This is a genomic window from Streptomyces sp. NPDC101225 (assembly GCF_044767585.1).
In the GTDB taxonomy this organism is placed as follows: domain Bacteria; phylum Actinomycetota; class Actinomycetes; order Streptomycetales; family Streptomycetaceae; genus Streptomyces.
In genome coordinates this window covers 450,950-471,782 of the sequence record NZ_JBIWOE010000001.1, presented here as the reverse complement: position 1 = coordinate 471,782, position 20,833 = coordinate 450,950, and the positions used below count along the sequence as shown (strand labels likewise).

20 protein-coding genes and 1 pseudogene are annotated in these 20,833 nt (G+C 73.7%); 7 read left to right on the top strand and 14 right to left on the bottom strand.

What is annotated here, in order from left to right:
• Positions 1-22: 22 nt before the first annotated feature.
• Both ACIRPX_RS02185 and ACIRPX_RS02180 read left to right on the top strand, forming a co-directional pair.
• Positions 23-1,396, top strand: a complete 1,374-nt coding sequence (locus tag ACIRPX_RS02185) for a cryptochrome/photolyase family protein (RefSeq protein WP_404187362.1) — start codon at positions 23-25, stop codon at positions 1,394-1,396.
• A 10-nt stretch (positions 1,397-1,406) separates the two neighbouring features.
• Entirely contained in the window at positions 1,407-2,912 is a 1,506-nt protein-coding gene (locus tag ACIRPX_RS02180) for a cryptochrome/photolyase family protein (RefSeq protein ID WP_404187361.1), read from the top strand.
• A 19-nt stretch (positions 2,913-2,931) separates the two neighbouring features.
• On the opposite strand, the gene ACIRPX_RS02175 is transcribed toward ACIRPX_RS02180, so the two are convergent.
• Both ACIRPX_RS02175 and ACIRPX_RS02170 read right to left on the bottom strand, forming a co-directional pair.
• Positions 2,932-4,173, bottom strand: a complete 1,242-nt coding sequence (locus tag ACIRPX_RS02175; protein ID WP_404187360.1) for an NAD(P)/FAD-dependent oxidoreductase — start codon at positions 4,171-4,173, stop codon at positions 2,932-2,934.
• 146 nt (positions 4,174-4,319) lie between these two features.
• Positions 4,320-5,339, bottom strand: coding sequence for a MerR family transcriptional regulator (locus ACIRPX_RS02170; RefSeq protein ID WP_404187359.1), 1,020 nt, complete (start codon positions 5,337-5,339; stop codon positions 4,320-4,322).
• 184 nt (positions 5,340-5,523) lie between these two features.
• On the opposite strand from ACIRPX_RS02170, the gene ACIRPX_RS02165 reads away from it, so the two are divergent.
• The 3 genes from ACIRPX_RS02165 (at position 5,524) to ACIRPX_RS02155 (ending at position 7,486) form a co-directional block, all read left to right on the top strand.
• Positions 5,524-6,165 carry an RNA polymerase sigma factor gene (locus ACIRPX_RS02165; protein WP_404187358.1) on the top strand — a complete coding sequence of 214 codons (642 nt, stop codon included), beginning with the start codon at positions 5,524-5,526 and terminating at the stop codon, positions 6,163-6,165.
• Positions 6,166-6,252: 87 nt separating this feature from the next.
• Positions 6,253-6,687, top strand: a complete 435-nt coding sequence (locus ACIRPX_RS02160; RefSeq protein ID WP_404187357.1) for a hypothetical protein — start codon at positions 6,253-6,255, stop codon at positions 6,685-6,687.
• Positions 6,688-6,901: 214 nt separating this feature from the next.
• The gene (locus ACIRPX_RS02155; protein ID WP_404187356.1) at positions 6,902-7,486 is read left to right on the top strand and encodes a sigma-70 family RNA polymerase sigma factor; all 585 of its coding nucleotides are present in this window, start codon (positions 6,902-6,904) and stop codon (positions 7,484-7,486) included.
• 48 nt (positions 7,487-7,534) lie between these two features.
• Here ACIRPX_RS02155 and ACIRPX_RS02150 read toward each other — a convergent pair whose 3' ends face one another.
• From ACIRPX_RS02150 to ACIRPX_RS02110, 9 genes and pseudogenes are all read right to left on the bottom strand, one after another.
• Positions 7,535-8,341 (bottom strand): DUF1295 domain-containing protein, encoded by an 807-nt coding sequence (locus ACIRPX_RS02150; RefSeq protein ID WP_404187355.1) that lies wholly within the window; start codon positions 8,339-8,341, stop codon positions 7,535-7,537.
• Positions 8,338-9,648, bottom strand: a complete 1,311-nt coding sequence (locus ACIRPX_RS02145) for a class I SAM-dependent methyltransferase (RefSeq protein WP_404187354.1) — start codon at positions 9,646-9,648, stop codon at positions 8,338-8,340. The genes ACIRPX_RS02150 and ACIRPX_RS02145 overlap by 4 nt, the downstream gene beginning before the upstream one ends.
• On the bottom strand, positions 9,645-10,928 hold the full coding sequence (locus ACIRPX_RS02140; protein WP_404187353.1) for a class I SAM-dependent methyltransferase: 1,284 nt from the start codon (positions 10,926-10,928) through the stop codon (positions 9,645-9,647). The genes ACIRPX_RS02145 and ACIRPX_RS02140 overlap by 4 nt, the downstream gene beginning before the upstream one ends.
• Positions 10,925-11,656: a DUF1365 domain-containing protein gene (locus ACIRPX_RS02135; protein ID WP_404187352.1), complete on the bottom strand. Its 732-nt coding sequence runs from the start codon at positions 11,654-11,656 to the stop codon at positions 10,925-10,927. Before ACIRPX_RS02135 ends, ACIRPX_RS02140 begins: the two co-directional genes overlap by 4 nt.
• Positions 11,653-12,969, bottom strand: a complete 1,317-nt coding sequence (locus tag ACIRPX_RS02130; RefSeq protein ID WP_404187351.1) for an NAD(P)/FAD-dependent oxidoreductase — start codon at positions 12,967-12,969, stop codon at positions 11,653-11,655. The genes ACIRPX_RS02135 and ACIRPX_RS02130 overlap by 4 nt, the downstream gene beginning before the upstream one ends.
• Before the next feature lie 108 nt (positions 12,970-13,077).
• Entirely contained in the window at positions 13,078-13,845 is a 768-nt protein-coding gene (locus ACIRPX_RS02125; RefSeq protein ID WP_404187497.1) for an ArsR/SmtB family transcription factor, read from the bottom strand.
• Positions 13,846-14,044: 199 nt separating this feature from the next.
• On the bottom strand, positions 14,045-14,536 hold the full coding sequence (locus ACIRPX_RS02120; RefSeq protein ID WP_404187350.1) for a GNAT family N-acetyltransferase: 492 nt from the start codon (positions 14,534-14,536) through the stop codon (positions 14,045-14,047).
• 143 nt (positions 14,537-14,679) lie between these two features.
• Positions 14,680-14,840, bottom strand: a pseudogene (locus tag ACIRPX_RS02115) (amino acid permease); the annotation flags it as partial.
• 6 nt (positions 14,841-14,846) lie between these two features.
• Positions 14,847-16,295 (bottom strand): hydrolase, encoded by a 1,449-nt coding sequence (locus tag ACIRPX_RS02110; RefSeq protein ID WP_404187349.1) that lies wholly within the window; start codon positions 16,293-16,295, stop codon positions 14,847-14,849.
• A 319-nt stretch (positions 16,296-16,614) separates the two neighbouring features.
• Here ACIRPX_RS02110 and ACIRPX_RS02105 point away from each other — a divergent pair, with 319 nt between their 5' ends.
• On the top strand, positions 16,615-16,878 hold the full coding sequence (locus tag ACIRPX_RS02105; protein ID WP_404187348.1) for a GlsB/YeaQ/YmgE family stress response membrane protein: 264 nt from the start codon (positions 16,615-16,617) through the stop codon (positions 16,876-16,878).
• A 252-nt stretch (positions 16,879-17,130) separates the two neighbouring features.
• On the opposite strand, the gene ACIRPX_RS02100 is transcribed toward ACIRPX_RS02105, so the two are convergent.
• Both ACIRPX_RS02100 and ACIRPX_RS02095 read right to left on the bottom strand, forming a co-directional pair.
• The gene (locus tag ACIRPX_RS02100; RefSeq protein WP_404187347.1) at positions 17,131-18,051 is read right to left on the bottom strand and encodes an NAD-dependent epimerase/dehydratase family protein; all 921 of its coding nucleotides are present in this window, start codon (positions 18,049-18,051) and stop codon (positions 17,131-17,133) included.
• A 57-nt stretch (positions 18,052-18,108) separates the two neighbouring features.
• The gene (locus ACIRPX_RS02095) at positions 18,109-19,068 is read right to left on the bottom strand and encodes an NAD-dependent epimerase/dehydratase family protein (protein WP_404187346.1); all 960 of its coding nucleotides are present in this window, start codon (positions 19,066-19,068) and stop codon (positions 18,109-18,111) included.
• 131 nt (positions 19,069-19,199) lie between these two features.
• On the opposite strand from ACIRPX_RS02095, the gene ACIRPX_RS02090 reads away from it, so the two are divergent.
• Positions 19,200-19,901 carry a TetR/AcrR family transcriptional regulator gene (locus ACIRPX_RS02090; protein WP_404187345.1) on the top strand — a complete coding sequence of 234 codons (702 nt, stop codon included), beginning with the start codon at positions 19,200-19,202 and terminating at the stop codon, positions 19,899-19,901.
• Between the two features lie 98 nt (positions 19,902-19,999).
• Here ACIRPX_RS02090 and ACIRPX_RS02085 read toward each other — a convergent pair whose 3' ends face one another.
• A complete protein-coding gene (locus ACIRPX_RS02085) occupies positions 20,000-20,776 on the bottom strand; it encodes a GNAT family N-acetyltransferase (RefSeq protein ID WP_404187344.1) in 777 nt (258 codons plus the stop codon).
• Positions 20,777-20,833: the final 57 nt, after the last annotated feature.

The following is a 20,833-nucleotide window of genomic DNA, read 5'->3' as shown; positions in this document are numbered from 1 at the left end:
CCCGCTCCCCCGGAGAATCACCATGAACGTCTCGGTCGTCCTGTTCACCGCGGACCTGCGTCTGCACGACCATCCCCCGCTGCGGGCCGCGAACGAGGCCGACGAGGTGGTGCCCCTGTTCGTCCGCGACCAGGGCGTCGCGGACGCCGGGTTCGCCGCGCCCAACCGGCTCGCCTTCCTGGCCGACTGCCTGGGCGACCTCGACGGCGGGCTGCGGGAGCGGGGCGGCCGGCTGATCGTGCGCTCGGGCGACGTGGTCGACGAGGTGTGCAAGGTGGTCGCCGAGACGGACGCCGACGAGGTGCACATGGCCGGTGACGTCAGCGCCTACGCGCAGCTGCGCGAGCAACGGCTGCGCCGCGCCCTGGAGTCGGAGGGGCGGCGGCTGCACGTCCACGACACGGTGACCACGGCCGTGACGCCCGGCGAGGTCACCCCCGCCTCCTCGGACCACTTCGCGGTCTTCACCCCCTACTTCCGGCAGTGGTCCCAGGTGCACCTGCGCGACACGCTCGCCGCGCCGCGCACGGTGCGCGTCCCGCGGGGCGTCGGCTCGGAGGAACTCCCCTCCCGCTCCGGCGTCCCGGGACTGTCCGAGGGCCTGGCGGCCGGCGGTGAGGCCGAGGGCCGCAGGCGCCTGTCCTCCTGGCTGCGGAGCGGCATCTCCGCCTACGAGGACCGCCACGACGACCTGGCCGGCGACGCCACCTCGCGCTTCTCGCCGCATCTGCACTTCGGCACGCTCTCCCCCGTCGAGCTCGTCCACCGGGCGCGCGCCGCGGGCGGTTCCGGCGCCGAGGCGTTCGTACGGCAGGTCGCCTGGCGTGACTTCCACCGCCAGGTCCTCGCCGCCCGGCCCGCGGCAGCGGGCCGCGACTACCGCACCAAGCACGACCGCTGGCGCTCCGGGCACGAGGCCCAGGAGGACGTCCGGGCCTGGAAGGAGGGCCGGACGGGCTACCCGATCGTCGACGCGGCGATGCGCCAGCTCGGCCACGAGGGCTGGATGCACAACCGCGGCCGCCTGCTGACCGCCAGCTTCCTCACCAAGACGCTCTACGTCGACTGGCGTGTGGGCGCCCGCCACTTCCTGGAGCTGCTGGTCGACGGCGACGTCGCCAACAACCAGCTGAACTGGCAGTGGATGGCCGGCACCGGGACCGACACCCGCCCCAACCGGGTCCTCAACCCCGTGACCCAGGCCAGGCGTTACGACCCGGACGGCGCGTACGTCCGCCGCTGGGTGCCCGAACTGGCCGCCGTCGACGGCCCGTCGGTCCACGAGCCGTGGAAGCTGCGGGGACTGGAGCGCGCCGCGCTCGACGACTACCCCGACCCGATCATCGGACTCTCCGAGGGCCTGGCCCGGTTCAAGCACGCCCGCGGCCGCGACTGAGGAGGTCCGCATGGCCACCCCCCACTGGCTCTTCGGCGACCAGCTCGGCCCGCACTTCCTCGCTCCGGGCGAGGGCGGACCGGGCCGCGGCGCACCGGTCGTGATGATCGAGGCCCGGTCCGTCTTCCGCCGTCGGCGCTTCCACCGGGCCAAGGCCCATCTCGTCCTGTCCGCGATGCGCCACCGCGCGGCCGAACTCGGCGACCGGGTGCGGTACGTGCAGGCCGAGACGTACCGCGAAGGGCTCCGCAAGGCGGTGGACGGCGGACCCCTGACGGTGCATCACCCCACCTCACGCGCGGCGCTCCGGCTGGTGTCGTCGCTCCCCGGCCTCACGGTCCTGCCCGCGCGCGGGTTCCTCGTGCCGCAGGAGGACTTCCGCGCCTGGGCGGACGGGCACGGCGGGCAGCGGCTGCGCCAGGAGGACTTCTACCGCTGGGTGCGGCGCGGGCACGGGCTGCTGATGGACGGCGGCGAGCCCGCGGGCGACCGCTGGAACCACGACCACGACAACCGCGAGCCCCCGCCGAAGGGGGCCCGGACGCTGGGGGCGCCGGACCCCTACCGGCCGCGCGAGGACGACGTGGACGAGCAGGTCCGCCACGACCTCGACCGCTGGGAGCGGGAGGAGGGCATCCGGTTCGTGGGACGGGACGGTCCGCGGCTCTTCCCGGCCACGCGCCGGGAGGCGCTCGCCGCCCTGAACAGGTTCGTCGAGCACCGGCTGGCGGGCTTCGGCGCGCACGAGGACGCCGTGCTCGCCGCCGACCCGGTCATGAGCCACAGCCTGCTGTCGTCCTCCCTCAACCTCGGGCTGCTGGATCCGCTGGAGTGCGCCGAACGGGCCGAGGACGCCTGGCGCACCGGGGCGGCGCCGGTCAACAGCGTCGAGGGCTTCGTACGGCAGATCGCCGGATGGCGCGAGTACGTGTGGCAGCTGTACTGGTACTTCGGCGAGGACTACCGCCGGCGCAACGCGCTGCGGCACCACGCGCGGCTGCCCCGGTGGTTCCTGGAGCTGGACGCCGAGGCGGTCACCGCGAACTGCCTGGCGACCGTCCTGGCGCAGGTGCGCGACACCGGCTGGACCCACCACATCCCGCGCCTGATGCTGCTCGGCAGCCACGCCCTGCAGCGGGGCTGGGACCCGCAAGAGGTGACCGACTGGTTCCACCGCTGCTTCGTCGACGGCTACGACTGGGTGATGCTGCCGAACGTCGTCGGCATGTCCCAGTACGCCGACGGCGGCCGCATGACCACCAAGCCGTACACCTCGGGCGGCGCGTACGTGCACCGCATGAGCGACCTGTGCGGCCCCTGCGCCTACCGCCCCACCGACCGTGTCGGCGACCGCGCCTGCCCCTTCACCGCGGGCTACTGGTCCTTCCTGCACCGCCACCGCACCCGTCTGGAGGGCAACCCCCGCATGGCCCGGGCGGTCCGTGGCCTCGACCGCCTCCGCGACCTCGACGCACTGCTCGACGAGGAGAAGCACCGCCGCGCCGCGCCGCCGTGATCCGCCGGCCGGCCAGGCCCTACGACCGCAGATCCCGCAGCACCTCCCGGGCGGCGCGTGCGCCGGAGGCCAGCGCCCCCTGGACCGAGCCGGTGGCCCGGTGGTCGCCGCAGACGTAACGGCCCGGGGTCACCCGGGTGGTGCGGGTCAGCGGCTGCGGGGGCGGCATGGCCGGGAGGGCGTCCGGGACGGTGCGCGTGGTCAGCAGGTGCCAGCCGGACGTGTCGGTGCCGTACGCCTCCGCCATCGCCTCGCGAACGGCCGGCTCCCGGTGCCCGGCGTCGGCGCCGAGCACCGAGGTCGCGACCAGTGCCGAGCCGAGGGGGGCGTACTGCGGGACCACGTCGCTGACGACGCAGGTGTTGAGGAAGCGGCGGCGCTCGTCGACGAGGAGGGTGGGCTCGCCGAGCGGGGAGCGCGGGGCGACGTGGTAGTACGTCGTCACCGTCCGGCGGTCGGGCAGACGCAGGGTGGGCAGCAGGCCGGCGGCCGGAGCCGGCCCGGTGGCCACCACCACCGCGCGCGCGGGCAGTTCGGTGCCGGCGGCCGTGACCGCCCCGTCGTCGGTCAGCCCGGTCACGGCCGTCTCCAGGCGGACGGTCCCGGTCGGCAGGGCGGCCGCCAGCGCGCCGGGCACCGCCCCGATGCCGGCGGTCGGCAGGCACAGGGTGCCGCGCAGCATGCTGCGCCAGACGAGGTGGAAGAAGCGGCTGGAGGTCTCCAGTTCGTCCTCCAGGAACACGCCGGACAGGAACGGCCGGAAGAAGCGTTCGACGAAGGCCTCGGAGAACCCGGACTCCGCCAGCGCGGTGCGGGTGGTGCGCTCCTGCGTCCGCTTCACCATGCCCGCGGGCGCCAGCATGTCCCGGGCCGAGAGCAGGCCCAGGGCGGTGAGGTCGCGGGGGCCGGCGAGCCGTCCGGGGAGGAGGTCGGGCAGGCTGCGCGGGCGGCGCGTGGGGTCACTGAAGCGCAGCCTGCCCTCGCCGGTGTGGGCGAGGAATCCCGGGGTGAACGGCCGCAGTCCCAGGCCGCGCAGCGACAGCCTGCGCCTGACCTGCGGATAGGACGTGTTGAAGACCTGGAAGCCGCGGTCGACGACGAACCCGTCGACCCGGTCGGACCGCATCCGCCCGCCGACTCCGTCGGAGACCTCCGCGACATGGACGTCGAGTCCCGCCCCGAGGAGGTCGTGCGCGCAGGCGAGTCCGGCGACGCCTGCTCCGATCACCAGGACGTCGGGAGTGCGGGCGGGCGCGGCCATGGGAGCCCCTCCGGTCTCGGGCCGCCGGGTGGCGTCCCGGGCGGCGGCGGCCGTGCGCGGTGGCGCACGCGTCTGTGGATCACTTCCCGCGCCGCGCGCCGGTCGGATGCGCCGGCCGGTGCCGCGTCCACCCACCGGGCGAACGCTCAGGGCCGTTCGACGGACGCCTCGTCCCCGTGCGGAGCGGCCTGTACGTCGCACAGGACGTCGACGGCGTCCTTCAGGGTCGGCGGCCGGTGCAGTCCGCGCGCCTGCGGGCCGGACCAGCCCGGCCCGCCCAGCAGGACCAGGGGGCGCCGCCGCGCGCCCTTCACCCCCCACTGCGTGCCCGCGACGTGCCGCGCCAGCGCCAGGCTCGCCGTGGAGCGTGCCTGCGCCCACAGCACCACGGCCGAGGGGCCCAGCCGCTGCACCGCGGCCGCGAGCGCCTCCGCCGGTACGGCGGCCCCGAACATCCTTGTGGGCAGCCGGAGTTCGCCCAGGGCGGCGTTGAGCGCCTCGATCGGCAGCGTGTGCTGCTCACCGGGTACGCAGGCCAGGACGACCGGTCCGGCCGCCGAGGCGTCGCCGGCCGGGGCGGGATACGGGGTGCCGCGGCGCAGGGCGCTGGACACGTGCCAGGACAGCAGGTGCTCGACCTCGACGTAGCGGTCGCCGGAGGAGGCCCACTTGCGGCCCACCGCGTGCAGGGTCGGCACCATCACCTCCTGCCAGGCGACGGTGATGCCGTACTGCCCTACGGCGGCGGCCAGTTGCTCGTCGACGGCCGCGGAGTCCAGGCGCACGGCGGCCCGGGCCAGTCCCCGGCACTCCTGGCGCACGTCCCCGAGCGGCAGCGTGGCGGAGGCCCTCGAACGGCTCTGCGGCGGCGGCTCGTCGGGAACGTCGCCCGCCGCGGGCGCCACACCCGCCGTCTCCTTCGCGGCGCGGGCCGCCTCCGCGGGCGGAACGCCCGACGAGGTCAGCCGGCACATCGCCTCGAGCATCGCCACGTCCCGCGGTGTCCAGCGGCGGTGGCGACCGTCGGCGCGGACGGCGGGCCCGATGCCGTAGCGGCGGTCCCAGGAGCGCAGCGTGGTGGGCGAGACCCCCAGCCGGCGGGCGAGGGCCCCGGTGGTCAGCGGCACGCCCGTCGGGTGGTCCTCGGGCGCGGTCGGGCGATTCATGCAAGGGACTATACGACGCGGAGACGACGCAGAAACGACGCAAGTTGATGACCTTCCTCCCGGGCTCGGACGATGTCCGCACCGGGGACGCGCCCCGGCAGCCGTCACGAACCGCCCTGCCGGCCGTCGCCCCACGGGCACCGGTCACGGGGCGTGGACGCCGTCGACGTGAGGAGTCGTCGTCATGAGCCCGCAGCGCAGTGCCATCGCCTCGAACCCCGCGGTGCCACGACCCGAACGGGCGCCGCACGTACCGAGGTCGGCTCCGGTGGAGGAGTCGCTGGCCGACGAGGATCTCGCCCGGGGCCTGGTGGCCGGTGACGAGGAGTGCCTGGAGGCGGCCTATCACCGCTGGTCGGCCCTGGTGCACACGCTGGCCTGGCGTTCCCTGGGCGACTCCCGGGAGGCGGAGGACGTCACGCAGCAGGTGTTCCTCGGGGTGTGGCGCGGGCGCGGGGCCTTCCGTGCCGACCGTGGCACGCTGGGCGGCTGGATCGTCGGCATCACCAAGCGGAAGATCGCCGACGCGCTCTCCGCCCGCACCCGCCGCATGGCCGTGGTGGCCTCGGCGGGCTCCTCCCTGGCGCTGTCCGACCCGTCCGCGCTGCAGCCAGACTCCGCCGCTCTCGACCGCGTTCTCGTCCTGCACGAACTGGCCAAGCTGCCCGCCGCCCAGCAGCGGGTGCTGCGCCTGGCGTTCTACGAGGACCTCACGCAGCCGCAGATCGCGCAGCGCACCGGCTGGCCGCTCGGCACGGTCAAGAGCCACGCCCGTCGTGGCCTGCACCGTTTGCGGCGCTGTCTCGAACCGGAGGAGTGCGCCTGAGACCGCCGCCCCGCATTCGCACCTTCATTCGACGCAGAAACGGTGCGCATAGTGTCGCGCACCACCTACGGCAGAAAAGGGTGGCGTATGTCCGGACCGCACGCGTACGGCCATGTACCGCCGGACGTCCTCGCGGCCATCGCGCTCGACGGCTTCCGGCTGCCCCGGTCCCGGGAGATCGTCGCGGCCGAGGAGCACATGGTGGCCTGCGTCCAGTGCAGTACCGCGCTGGCCGATCTGCTGCGGGCGGTGGCGGCGGGCCGCGGCACGCGGCCGGACGACACCGTGGCCGGGCCGCCCGCCCGGGTGTGGAGGGCGGTCGCCGAGCGGACGCGCGAGCAGACGGCTCTCGCCCCGCGGGCCGGCGCGGCCCAGCGGCCCGCCGTCCCGCTCGCCGCGGGCCTGCTGACCGCCGTGGCCGGTGCCCTCGTCCTCGCGCGGCTGTGGCGGAGATACGGGTGCGGACGCGCATCCGCGCCCGCGGTCCTACCGGAAGAAGAGGTGCGTCGCTCGGTCGGCTGACGGACCACACCCGGTCGGGGAACCCCCTCACCCCGACAGCCTCCGGAGAGCGTCGGTGCTCCCCGGAGGCCGCGGACGGCGCGCGTTTCCTGCCGCCTCGCCCGGCTTCCGACGCGTACCCGTTCCCCGGCTGCGCGGGAGCAGCCGTGCCGCCCGACGGTCCGGCGCACCCTCGCACCCGACCTCCGCCCTCCGACCTCCCGAAGGACTCCCCGTGAAAGAAGCCGTGTACATCGGCAGGAACCCGTCGTCGGAGCCGGACCTCGAGGAGCTGCTCGGCGAGGTGGCCCTGGGCGGCCACGAGGCCTTCGCCGCGCTCTACGACGCCGTGGCCGGTCCCGTGCTCGGAGTCGTGCGGGCCGTGGTGCGTGACCCGGCGCAGTCGGAGGAGGTCGCGCAGGACGTGCTGGTGGAGGTGTGGCGGACGGCACCCCGGTACCGGCGGGAGCGGGGCTCGGCGGTCAACTGGATCCTCACCCTGGCCCATCAGCGTGCCGTGGACCGCGTCCGATGGGCACAGGCGTCCTCGGCACGGGAGCAGCGGGCGGCCCTGCTGGACCGGTCGCCCGACTACGACCACGTGACCGAGCAGGTGGAGGCCCGGCTGGAGCGCGAGCAGGTGCGCCGGTGCCTGCGCACGCTGACGGACGTGCAGCGCCAGTCCGTGACCCTGGCGTACTACGGCGGGCTGACGTACCGCCAGGTCGCGGAACACCTGGAGCTGCCGCTGGGCACCGTCAAGACTCGGCTGCGGGACGGCCTGATCCGGCTGCGCGACTGCCTGGGAGCGAGCGGGTGAACGCCGTCGCCGTGCACACCCTCACCGGTGCCCCCGCCCGGCCGCCGTTCACGGGCGCCTGCGCGGGGGCCTGGGGAGGAAGCCGCTCGTGCGGGCGGCGTACTCGGTGAAGCCGGGCCGCTCGCTCATGTGCCGCTCCAGCAGCGCCTTGCCGCTGCCCCGGGTCAGCAGCAGGGTCATCACCACCGGGGACACGACGGAGACCGTGGCCGCCGCGGCCGAGTCGCAGGCGATCAGGAACAGACCCCACCACACGCAGAAGTCCCCGAAGTAGTTGGGGTGCCGGGTCCAGCTCCACAGCCCGCGCGTCATGAGCCGGCCCTTGTTCGCGGGATCGGCCTTGAAGCGGGCCAGCTGGGCGTCCCCGCCCGCCTCGAAGACGAGTCCCACGGTCCACAGCACCGCGCCCGCCACCGCGAGACCCGTCATCGGGGCGGGGATGTACTGCGCGGCCTGCACCGGAAGCGACACCAGCCAGACGAGCGCGGCCTGCAGGAGGTAGACCATGCGCAGGGCGTACAGGTTGGCGCTGCCCGGTGCCTTGGCGAGCATCTTCGCGTAGCGCGGGTCCTCGCCGTGGCCCCGGCCGCGCCGTCCGATGTGCACGGCCAGCCGCAGGCCCCACAGCGCCGTCAGGACCGTGACCAGCACGCGTCGCCCGGTGTCGCCGTCGCCGGCCGACGCCGCGCAGGTCACGACGGCGACGGCGGCGAAGGCGATCCCCCAGGCGACGTCCACGATCCGGTGCACGCCCCCGCGGACGGCCACGGCGAAGGTGACGAGCATGACCGCCAGTGACGTCGCGGCCGCCCAGGCGAGGTTGAGGGCGAATCCGCCCCAGGCGAAGCCGTTCACGACTGTTCCATGGCGCGGTACCACGTGGTGGGTGTCGCGGGCAGGCCGGCGGCACCGGGCGCGGTGGGCCGTACGCTCAGGATCTGGTCGACGCCCATGCGCGCCTCCTCGAAGGCCAGGGCGCCGCCGATCAGATACAGCCGCCACACCCGTGCCGTCTCCACGCCGACGAGCTTCACCACGTCGTCCCAGCGGTCCTCCAGGGTGCGGTGCCAGGCGGACACGGTGCGCACGTAGTGCTCGCGCAGCGCCTCCACCGACCGGACCTCCAGACCGGCCTCCTCCAGCAGCGACACGGTCGCGCCGAGCGGCCGCATGTGCATGTCCGGCGCGATGTACGCCTCGATGAAGGCACCGCCGCCGGGTGCCCGGCGCCCCCGGGACATCTGCTGCACCAGCACGCGCCCCTGCGGGCGCACGAGCCGGTGCAGGGCGGCGGCGAAGGCGGGGTACTCCGCGTCTCCCACATGCTCGCCCATCTCGACGGTGGCGACGGCGTCGTAGGCCCCGCCGTCGATGTCGCGGTAGTCCTGGCAGACGACGTCGACCCGGTGCGCCAGTCCGCGTTCGCGCACCTGCTCGCGCACGTACGCCGCCTGCTCGGCGGCCAGCGTGACGGCGGTGACCTGCGCCTTGTGCCGTTCGGCCGCGTACAGGGTGAGCGAGCCCCAGCCGCAGCCGATGTCCAGCAGCCGGGCGCCGGGTTCGAGGGCCAGCTTCCGGCAGATCAGCTCCAGTTTGGCGCGCTGGGCGTCGGCCGCGGTGAAGGCGGGGTCGTCGCTCGCCCAGTAGCCGCACGAGTAGGCCATCGTCTCGTCGAGCAGCAGGGCGTAGAACTCGTTGGACAGGTCGTAGTGGTGGCTGATGGCCGCCCGGTCGCGGGCCTTGCTGTGCAGGCCGCCGCGCAGCCTGGCCTGGGAGGCGGGGGCGGGCGGGCGAGGGCCGAGGGCGCCGAGCCGTGCGGCCGTGCCGAGGGCGCGGGCCCGGTCGGCGAGGGCGGTGCGCGGCGGGTGGAGGCCGCGCTCGCGGGCGGCGGCCCACATGGCGCGCAGCCCCTGCGCCAGGTCGCCCTCGAAGTCGAGCTCGCCGGTGACGTACGCCTGGGCGAGCCCCAGCTCCCCCGGCTCCCACAGCAGTCGGCGCAGGGCTCTGCGGGACCGCACGACGAGCACGGGGCCGGCGGCCGGTCCGGCCTCGCTGCCGTCCCATGCGCGCAGCCGTACGGGCAGAGCGCCGCCGAGGGCCTCCTCGGCGAGTGCGGCGAGCCGGTGGGCGGTGCCTGGCCTGGTGGGGCGGGCCGTGGTCATCGTGCGGTGTCCTCCTTGGTGAACAGGTACTGCTGGACGTCGAGGTACCCGGAGCGGAAGCCGGCCTCGGAGTAGGCGAGGTAGAAGGTCCACATCCGGCGGAAGGTCTCGTCGAAGCCGAGCGCGGCCACCTCGTCGGCCCGCTCGGTGAACCGCTCCCGCCACAGGCGCAGCGTCTCGGCGTAGTGCGGTCCGAAGGCGTCCCGGCGGGTCACGGTCAGCCGGGTGTGCTCGCTCACCGTCTGGTCCACGGCCTCGACGGACGGCAGCAGGCCGCCGGGGAAGATGTACTTCTGGATCCAGGTGTACGTGTGCCGGCTGGCCAGCATCCGCTCGTGCGGCATGGTGATGGCCTGCAGGGCGACCTTGCCGCCGGGCACGAGGCGGTCGTCGAGGGTGCGGAAGTAGACCGGCCAGAACTCCTCTCCCACCGCCTCGATCATCTCGACGCTGACGACGGCGTCGTAGCGTCCGCGGGCCTCGCGGTAGTCGCGCAGCTCGATGCTCACCCGGTCGGCCAGGCCCGCCTGCCGGACGCGGGCGCGGGCCAGGTCGCGCTGTTCGGCGGAGAGGGTGAGCGAGGTGACGTGGGCGCCCCGGGCCGCCGCCCGGACGGCGAGTTCGCCCCAGCCGGTGCCGATCTCCAGCAGCCGGGTGCCCTCGTGCACGCCGGCCAGGTCCAGCAGGCGGTCGATCTTGCGGTGCTGGGCCGCGGCGAGCAGGTCCCAGGTGGCGGGGAAGCCCCGGAACACGGCCGACGAGTAGGTGAGGGTGTCGTCGAGGAAGAGGGCGAAGAGATCGTTGGAAAGGTCGTAGTGACGGCTGATGTTGCCGCGGGCGCCGTCGGGGGTGTTGCGCTGCTGGGCGGGCTGCCGCAGGGCCCACAGGCCGCGCAGGCGCTGCAGCGGGGCGGGGACCAGCTCCGCCGCGTGGGCGGCGAGCACCGTCAGGACGCCGACCGGGTCGGGGGCGTCCCACTCACCGGCCATGTAGGACTCACCGAAGCCGATCAGGCCCTGGGAGCCGATGCGGGCGTGGAAGGCGCGCGGGTCGCGGACCTCCAGCAGCGGGCCGCCCTGTCCGGCCGAGTCGCCTCCGGCGAAACGAACCCGCACGGGCAGCCGGTCGAGGGCCCGGCGCACCACCGCCCGGGTGACGGCGGTCCGCGGCCAGGAGGCGCGCGGCCGGGCGGACAGGTCGGGCCAGGGCCCGGCACCGGTGTCCGCGGGTACGGCGCCGTCGTTCCGTCGCACGTCGGCGGGGGTGTTGGTGGTACTCACTTCATACGCTCCGGGATCCGGTGGTCGGGACGGGGCTGGACGGGCAGGCCCCGCAGGTACAGGCGGATGCCGTGCATACGGATCGCCGCGGACACCCGGGCCGTGGACCACGGGTGACGCAGCGCCAGCCGCAGCAGCCGTCCCACGGTCATTTCCGTACGGGTGCCCTGGACGGTTGCGGTGAACGGCCTGCCGTTCTCACGCTCCAGGTGCACGGTGAGGCCGAGCCGCTCCGCCGGCTCGGGCAGGCGCATGCGGTAGCGCCCGTCGACGGGGAAGAACGGCGAGACGTAGAACTCCTTGTCGGCCCCGGCCATCCCGGTGGCGTCCGGGTGCAGCAGGTAGCAGTGCCGTCCGCCGTAGGTGTTGTGGACCTCGGCGACCACGCAGCGCGGGGTGCCGTCGCGGTCGTGGCACCAGTAGAGGGTGAGCGGGTTGAAGACGTGTCCGAGGACGCGCGCGTGGGTGAGCATCAGCACGGGCCCGCCGTCCAGGTGCACGCCGTGGTCGGCGAGGAAGGACTCCAGGCCGGCGCGGACGGAGGACCCGTCGCCGGTGAAGTGGTCGCGGGCGTCGAAGCGTGCCAACGCCCGCAGGGCGCGCGGGAGTCGGGGCGGCCGGTCGGGGTCGATCAGCCACATGTAGGTGCGGTGGCGCAGCGTGTACCGCAGGGGTGCCGTGCGCACGTGGGTGATCGTGCACGGGTAGAGGGCGGGGACGGGCGTCACCAGCGTGCTCCCAGCGCCGCGGCGGCCAGCACGCCGGAGAGGCAGCCGTCCTCGTGGAACCCCCAGCCGTGATAGGCGCCCGCGAAGGCGGTGACGGACGTGTTCAGGTCGGGCAGCCGCTGCTGCGCGGCGACCGACTCGGGGGTGTAGACGGGGTGTTCGTACACCATCCGCGCGCGTACGCGGGCGGGGTCGACGCGGTCCTCGCCCCCGAGGGTGACCACGAACGTCTCGGGGGCGTCGAGGCGCTGGAGCCGGTTCATGTCGTAGCTGACGCGCACCCGGTCGGCACCGGCGGTGCAGGACGGCATGAGGTAGTTCCAGGAGGCGCGGGCCCCCCGGGCGCGGGGCAGCAGGCTCGTGTCCGTGTGCAGGAGGGTGTGGTTGCGCGAGTAGCGGAACGCCCCGAGCACGTCCTTCTCGTCCGGGGTGGCGTCGGCCAGCAGCCGCAGCGCCTGGTCGGGGTGGACGGCGACGACCACCGCGTCGTAGGAGTCCGTGCGGCCGTCCTGTGCCGTGACGACGGCTCCGTCCGCGTGCCGGGTGAGGGCGCGCACGGGGGTCGCGGTGCGCACGGTGGCGACTTCACCGGCGACGCGGTCGACGTAGCTGCGCGAGCCGCCGGTCACGGTGCGCCAGGTGGGCGAGCCGCCGACCGAGAGCATGCCGTGGTGCTCCATGAACCGGAACAGGTAGGCGGCGGGGTGGAGCTGGGCGGTGGTGGTGTCGCAGGACCAGACGGCCGACACCAGCGGGGTGATGAAGTGGGTGCGGAAGTACGGCGAGAAGCCCTCGCGCTCCAGGAACCCGCCGAGGGTGAGGGTGACGTCGGCCGGCCGGGCGAGCAGGCGCCGGGCGGCCCGGTGGAAGGCGGGGACCTCGGTGAGCATCCGCAGGTAGGCGCCGCGTACGGCGTTGCGGGGCCGGGCCAGGAGTCCGGCGGGGCCGCGGGCTCCGGCGTACTCGAGTCCGCAGCCCTCGCACCGCACCGACATGCTCATCTCCGACTCCTGCGTGCCGACGCCGAGTTCGTCGAAGAGCCGGAGCAGGTTCGGGTAGGTGCGGCGGTTGTGCACGATGAAGCCGGAGTCCACCCGGTGGGTCTGCCCGTCGGACGAGGTCAGCTCATGGGTGTGGGCGTGCCCGCCGAGCCGGTCGTCGGCCTCGTACAGCGTGACGTGATGCGTGCGGCTCAGGATGTGCGCGGCGGTCAGCCCCGCCACCCCGCTGCCGACGACGGCGGCACGCCGCCGTGCTCCGGCGCCTGCCTCCGCCGGATCTCCCGGACTGCTCGATGCCGTTCCGGCCGCCATCGCCTCTCCTCCCGCGACGTCGATCACTCCTGTCGCGGGTAATCCGAAGCTGGGGCGGTCGCGGATTGGCCGAGGGGGGCACCAATGATCGGGCGGTGACCCGCCTGGTCAGCGGGCGGGCACCGACCACGGCTCCTGGGGCAGGGGACTGCCGGTCTCCAGGAGCGACTTGAGGTTCGACAGGACGGCCGCCCAGCCGCCGGAGGCGTCGGAGAGCTCGCCCTCGTCCTCGAGGTCCTCGTGGGTCACGGTGAGGCGGACGATGTCCCGGTGCGGCCGGATGTCGAAGGTGACGCGCGAGTGCCGGTCCTCCCGGCCCTCGTTCTCGGGCGCGGCCCAGGTGGTGACCAGCCGGGTCGGGCGCTCGCTCTCGACGACCTTCCCGACCACGTCGGCGACGCCGGAGCCGTCCGTTCGGACGTGTTCCCAGCGGGAGCCCGGGTGCCAGTCCGAGACGTTGCTGTGGCCCCAGTAGGCGGCGGTCAGGCCGGCGTCGGTGAGGGCGTCCCAGACCTTCTCGGGTGTGCTGCGGATGTAGGTGACGTAGACGAATGCGGGCTTGTCGGCCATGGCTTCCTCGGCTTGTCGTTTCACGGCGCTCAGCGCGCTCAGGCGCGGGCGCTCGAACTTGTCGATCCACCGCTCCTGGATCTCGTGGAGCGGGACCGGATTGAGGTAGTGCAGCTTCTCCCGCCCCCGCCGCACCGTGCTGACCAGATGGGCGGCCTCCAGGACGGCCAGGTGCTGGGTCACCGACTGACGGGTCATGCCGATGCGCTCGCACAACTCTCCGAGGGTCTGGCCGTTGCTCTCGTGCAGACGGTCCAGGAGCCGTCTGCGCGTGTTGTCGGCCAGCGCCTTGAAGACGGCGTCCATCGCGGAGTCGTTCTCTGATCGCACACTCACAGTTATGCAGGCAATTCCTTGCATGTCAAGAGGCCCTCGGCCCGGCGGACGTCGCCGGCGGGGATCCACCAGGTCACACCCCGCCACCACGAGGCCGACGTGCACGCCTGCGACGTGCGGGCCGTCGTCCCGCACCCGGCCGCCCGTGGGCGCGTCCGCGGGCGGGCGCTCAGTACACGAACGAGATCCACGCGTCCGGAGCGAGGTCGGGCCGGTCCGGCACCGGCCGCGTCTCCTCCGACCAGGCACCGGGGGCGAGTTGGGCGGCGACCGAGCGCCAGAAGCGGACGGCCGGGGCGTTGGCGTACTGGAAGGCGACCTCCCACGGACCGGGATGCCGAACGACGACGTCGTGCACCGCCCTCGTGCCGATGCCCTCGCGGCGTGCGCCGCGTACCACGAAGAAGCTGTTCAGCACGCGGGCCGGCCCGTCGAGACCGCGGACGAAGGCGAAGCCGAGGGGCCGGTCCGCGCGCAGGAAGAGGTACGGCGCCCAACCGGCCTGCGTGAACGCCGAGTCGACCCGATCGCTGCGGAACGTGCCGTCGGGGCCCGGCAGAACGCCCGCGTGATCCGAGAGGTCGTGGCGGAACATCAGCCACAACCGCTCGACGACGGGGCGGTCCTGGGCGGTCGCGGGGCGTACGGACAGGTCGGACATGGGGCTCCTCTGCGAGCGAGTCGATCGGCTCCCGGGCGGTCTCCGGGCATGAGAAAAGCCTCTCCGGGCGGAAACGGGTCCGCCCGGAGAGGCTTCACGGATGACCGCACCCTATCGCGGGTGGGGCAGTTGTGGCGGGCGGATCACGCCTCCGCAGGCGACGCGGCCGGCTCCACGGGCGTCCGGTACTCCTCCGGGATCCCCTTCGGCCCGGACGGCCACACCTGCTCGAAGCACGCCCACGGGACGAACGCCGATGGCGGCCCGGCGAGTTCTCGTCCGCGTAGCCGTAGATCACGCACCACGGGTGTCAACTGACGTTCAGAGCCGTGTCGTCGACGACGAACGACGTCTGGAGGATGGAGCCCTCGGTCCCGGTGAACTTCAGTGTGACGGTCTGCCCGGCGTAGCCGGCCAGGCTGAAGCTGCGCCGGGTGTAGCCGGCGGCCGCGTCGAGGTTGGAGTAGGTGGCCAAGGTGCTCAGCACCGTGCCGGAGCTGTTGAGAACCTGGACCTTGAGGGTGTCGTAGGCCGTGCTGGTGGTGGTCTCCGCCGTGTCGACGTGCAGGTAGAAGCTCAGGGCGGCGGTGGTGCAGCCGGACGGGATGGTCACCGACTGGGAGAGGGTGTCGGTGGTGGCCGTTCCGTAGCCGTCGAGCCAGGCGTAGTACGAGCCCGAACGGGCCGACTCACCCGTGGAGTCGGTGATGACACCGCTGGAGGCGCTCCAGGTGGTGTTGCCCGACTCGAAGCCGCTGTTGCCGAGCAGCTGGGCGGCCGTGCAGGTGCCACCGCCGCCTCCGCCCCCACCCCCGCCGGTGCCGTCGCCGGCGAGCCAGGCGGTGGCGTTGAGGGCGAGCGCGGCGTTCGTGGCGCCGGTGTCGTTCCAGCCGTCGTAGAGCTTGTTGCCGGACTGGCCCGTGCCGTCGTCGATGGGCGAGCTGTCGCCCCAGAAGGCGACGCGGCCGCTGCCGAAGGTGCTGGTGAGGAAGAACGCGCCGGTGTTCCCGGAGTAGCCGCTGCGGTAGACCAGGCCCTTGACGGAGGAGTTGTCGGCCGGCTTGAGCGTGGCCGTCGTGCCGTCGGCGATCAGACTCTTGGTGACGGTCCCGAAGGAGCCGTGCAGGACGGGATCGCTGCTGTCGCTGATCGCGGCCGGGTAGCCGGAGTTGACGTCCAGCGTGTCGATGGAGAAGCCGAACGGGTCGGTGGAGTCGACGCTGTTGTTGCTCATCAGGTCGTTGAGGATCTCGACCGCGTCCTCACCGTCGTTGTTGCGGTCGGCGCCGGTGTGGTCGGAGATCATGAACAGTCCGCCGCCGTTCTTGACGAAGTTCATGATCGCCGTCTTCTCGGCGGTGGTGAACAGAGTGTTGGGTTCCGGGAGCACCAGCGTGTCGAAGTTCGACAGGTCGGTGGCCGAGGAACCGCCGTACGTCAGCGCGCTGGTGGCGGTCTTGAGGCTGTAGTCGCCCGTCCTCTGCAGGGCGACGCCCCAGGAGGACAGGGCGCCGGTCCAGTCCGTCTCGGCGGACGGCGAGGAGTCCTGCCCGAGCGGGTCGGGCTTGCTGGTGGAGATGATCCAGTCGGCGTTGCCCGCCTCCTCGGCGTGGCCGTCGTCGAACAGGATCCGGTGGGGGGTGGCCGCGTGGGCCGGGGCCGCCGTGACGGCGAACTGCGCGGCGACACCCCCGGCGAGCAGGGCCGACGCGGCCAGCGCGGTGGTGAGTCTGTGGCGGGATCTGGCGGGTCCGAGCATCCGGCGTACCTCCGTGTGGGGTTGGGGAAGAGCGGGGGCCGTGCGGTGCGAAGCCGGACCTACGCGCGTAGAAACAGCACGTCTGCGCGCGTAGACATTCGGCCGCACATGTGCGGTGCGGCGGAACGGTTGAACGGTACATGGCATGAGTGGGCCTGAACAGGCGCCACCGGCCCCACGGGCCGGAGATTGACCCGGCGTTGACCCCTGGTTGAACCCGTCGACCCCTGATTGAACCCTGAGGTGGAAACCGGACGGAGTGTCCGCGCCCCCAGCGGGCATCCGGATAGTGCGGGGGCCTTGACAAAGAGGGGCGGAGATGGAGATCTCAGGCATCATCAGTGCGATCGTGATCGGCATCGTCATCGGCGTGCTGGGCCGGCTGGTCGTCCCGGGACGGCAGCACATCGGCATTCTGCTGACGATTCTCGTCGGTATCGTGGCCGCGCTGATCGGCTCGGCGCTGGCCAACGCGTTCGGCGTGGCCGACACCAGCGGTATCGACTGGATCGAGTGGCTCATCCAGATCGGCCTCGCCGCACTCGGTGTCGCCGCGCTCGACCGCTCAAGGGCACATCGCTGACGCGACGATCCTCGATCCTGTCGGCACATCAGCCGTGGGGGCCGGGGCGGGGCGCGCGAGCACCCGCCCCGGCCCCCGTCTCGGCGCCCTGCGCACGGGAGCCGGACCCGGCAGCCCGTCCCGCTGCGCACGGGTCCACGGTGGCGTCAGGCGGGAGAGCCCCACGGCGGCCCCGCCGACCCGGTCCGCCGGCGGTCGGCGGATCCGCCGTGCCGGGCCGGACTCCCGGCCGGGGCCGCCCCCGTCGCGCCGTCAACGGCGGGCCGCCAGCGCGGCGAGACCGTCCCGGCCGGAGGCGTAGCGCGGCGTCCAGCCCAGTTCCCGCTCGGCCTTCGCCGCCGAGACCCGCATGCGCGACGTCAGGATCGTGTGCACGTACGGCATCGGACGGGTCGTCCACAGGGGCACGGTCATGGGCTTGGGCACCCCGAACTCCCGTGCGACACACAGGACATGCTCCCGGAATCCGTACGGCGTCCGGTCCACGACGTTGTACGCCTGGCCGGGACGGCCGCGTTCCACCGCGGCGGCCGTCGCCCGCGCCGCGTCGGTGAGTTCGACCCAGGGCAGGACCCGGCCGTGGTCGCCGGGCAGGGGCAGCTGCCGCTTGCGCAGCATCGGCAGGATCGCCTCGGTGCCGCCGGGGCCGTAGAACAGGCCGAAGCGGAGCGCGATGCCCTCCAGGCCGGCCGCCTCGAAGGTCAGCTGCTCCTTGATGCGCATGCCCTCGACATGGCGCTCCAGCTCCGGCGTGGTGCCGCGCGGCCCGAAGGCGTCCTCCTCGGTGAGCACGTGGTCGCCGAAGTCTCCGTAGCCGTAGCCGAAGACCATGGACTCCGACACGAAGCGGCGGGCGCCGGTGGCCCGGGCGGCTTCGACGAGGTGGGCGGTGCCCTCGGTGCGCAGCGCGTCGGTGGCGTACATGTCGCGGTGGCGCATGGGCGGCTTGCGCAGGGCGGTCGCGGCGTGGATGACGGTGTCGAAGTGCTGCCCGTCGACGGCCCTCAGCAGGGCGTCACGGTCCATCAGGTCGGCCCGGACGGCGTTGGCCGCGCCCCGGCCGAGGCCGGTGACCTTGTGGCCGGCTTCGGTCAGGGCGCGGGTGAGGTGACCCCCGAGGACGCCGCCGGCGCCGGCGAGGAGGATGCTCTGGCTGCTCTGGTTCGTCGTCATGACCCTGCGACGGATCGGGCGGCCCCGGATGTGACATCCGGGCGCGGGTGACCCCGGTCACTTCTGCGCGAGCCACTCTCCGTACCAGGCCAGGGTGGCGTCCAGGGTCCGGCCGAGCGGCGTCGGCGCCACACCGAAGGCCTGCTCGAAGGCCGAGGAGTCCATGATCTGGGGCTCGGTGTGCTGGTAGAACATCTCCGCGTACTCGGCCATGAACTGCTCGTCGAACGGACCCACGGGCCGGGGCTCCGCAAGGACGGTGACGTCCAGCGGCCTGCCGACCCGCTCCTCGATCATCCGGTGGATCTCACGGGTGCTGACGGTCGGGGCCGTCGGCAGGTGCCAGACGCGGCCGTCGCCCTCCGGGCGCTCGCCGAGCGTGGCGAGTCCGGCGGCCACGTCCTGGATCCCGGTGTAGCTGTGCGGCAGGTCGATGTCGCCGAAGCCCAGCACCGCGCCGCCGGTGAGCGCACCGGGGAACACGGTCGCCCCGAGGGTGGAGTTGAGGACGCCGGGGCCGACGAAGTCGGCGGAGCGGCCGAGCGCGACCCGGACGCGGCCCTCACGGTGGGCCGCGAGGTACTTCTCGTCGAGTTCGGCCCGCATCCGGCCCTTGCGGCTGGTCGCCTGCCACGGGCTGTCCTCGGTCATCACCGCTCCCCCGGTCTCGCCGTACGGGTAGAGCGTGTCGAGCACCACCAGGCGGGCGCCGACGGCCTCGGCCGCGCCGAGCACCGCCTCCTGGATCCGGGGCATCACCTCGACCTGCAGGTGATAGCCGACGTTGACGCAGTGGTGGACGACCCCGGCCCCGGCGACGGCGGCACGGGCGCCGTCCGCGGTGCTGACGTCGGCGGCGAACCGCTCGACGCCGGGCAGGCCGGGCCCGTCGGCCTTGCGGTCGACCAGGCGCACGGAGTGGCCCCTGCGGACCAGTTCCCCGGCGAGGGCGGTGCCGGCGGGCCCCGAGCCGAGGACGGTGTGCCGGGCGGAGGTGGGGTCGGTGGATGCGGTCACGGCGAGCTCCTCAGATAGTTACTGCCTCTTGCTTCTGTTAGAGACTGTAACTCTTTCGATGGTGGCTAGCAATAGCTGGACCTCCGGTCCATCGTTAAGGTCTGTCACCTGGACCGGAAAGGAGGCCGTCCGTGACCGGCACCGCACAGAGCCCCAGGGCGCGCTACCGCGAGCAGACCCGCGCGGAGATCAAGGAGATCGCGCTGCGGCAGCTCGCCGAGGGCGGTACGGCGGCCGTGGCGCTGACCCGGATCGCCAAGGAGGTCGGCCTGTCCGGGCCGGCGCTCTACCGCTACTTCGACAGCCGCGACGCCCTGCTCACGGATCTGATCCGCGACGCCTACGCCGACCTGGCGACGGCCGTCACCGCCGCCGGGGACGCGCTGGCGCAGGACACCTCAGCGAGGGCCAGGGCGCAGGCACTCGCGGGCGCCTGCCGGGCGTGGGCCGTCGCCCAGCCGCACCGCTACCTGCTCATCGAGGGCACACCGGTGCCGGGGTACACGGCACCCCCCGACACGCTGGACAGCGCGCGGGCGGTGCTCGGGCCGTTCCTCGCGGTGTTCGAGGGTGCGGAGCCGTCGGCGGCGGTGCGGCCCGTGGTCGACCAGATGACGGCCTGGGCGAGGACGGACGCGGCCGTGGCGCGGTGGGCGCAGGCGACCGGCGGATCGGCGGGTGCGGCCCTGGCCGGCGCCGTGCTCGCCTGGTCCCACATGCACGGGGCGATCGGCCTGGAGGTCTCGGGCCAGTTCGAGGGCATGGGCCATGACGGCGGAACGCTGCTCAGGGCGCAGATCGACATGCTGGCGGATGCCTTCGGCCTGGACTGAGCCGCCCCAGAGGCGGGAGGCCGTCGGCCAGGGCGTGTCCCGGAAGGAGCGCCGTCCGCCCGCCGGGCAGGCGGGACGTGCGAGCCACGCCGTGGACCCTAGACCCCGTACCTGTACGGGGTCGTCGTACTCAGCGCCTCGAAGCCCAGGCGCTCCAGGATCGGGCGACTCAGGTCGGAGGCGTCGACCTGGAGATAGCGGTAGCCGCGGTCGCGGGCCGCGCGGGCGCGGTGGGCGACCAGGGCGCGGTAGATGCCGCGCCCGCGCCAGGGCTCGACGGTACCGCCGCCCCAGAGGCCGGCGAAGCGGGTGCCGGGGACCAGTTCCAGCCGGGCCGCGCTCACGGGCAGGTCACCGGCGAGGGCGACCGTGGCGAGGACGGTGTCCGGCGCCTGGGTGAGCCGGGCGAGCAGCCGCTCGCGCAGCCGGGAGCCGTCGGTGCCGAACGCCTTCTCGTGCGCCTGGGCCACCAGGCCCACGCCCGCCGCGTCGGTGACCGGCGCGAGGCGGATGCCCTCGGGCGGCTCGGCGCCGAGGTCGAGGGCCGCGACCTCGGCGACCATCAGCGTCTCCTCGGGCTCGGGCACGAAGCCGGCGGCCCGCAGCCGCCGTCCCAGGTCCTCCGGGCGGTCGTGCCCGTACAGTTTCCACTCGAACGCGCGGCCGAGGCCCGAGAAGCAGGCGATCTGTTCGGCGATCGCGGCGTCCGCGTCGGTCTCGTCCAGGCCGGACCAGACGACGCCGTTCCAGCCGTGCGCGGTGGAGAGCTGACGGACCACGTTCCCGGAGCGCTCGACGCGCGCGCCGGGGCCGTCGGGCCGCGCGCCTTCGCGCATGTCCCGGTCGAAGAGGGCGAGCACCGAGGCATGATCCATGGCCTCACTCCAGCATCCGGGCGGTGACCGGGGCAAAAGGTTTTACGCGCCACCCTG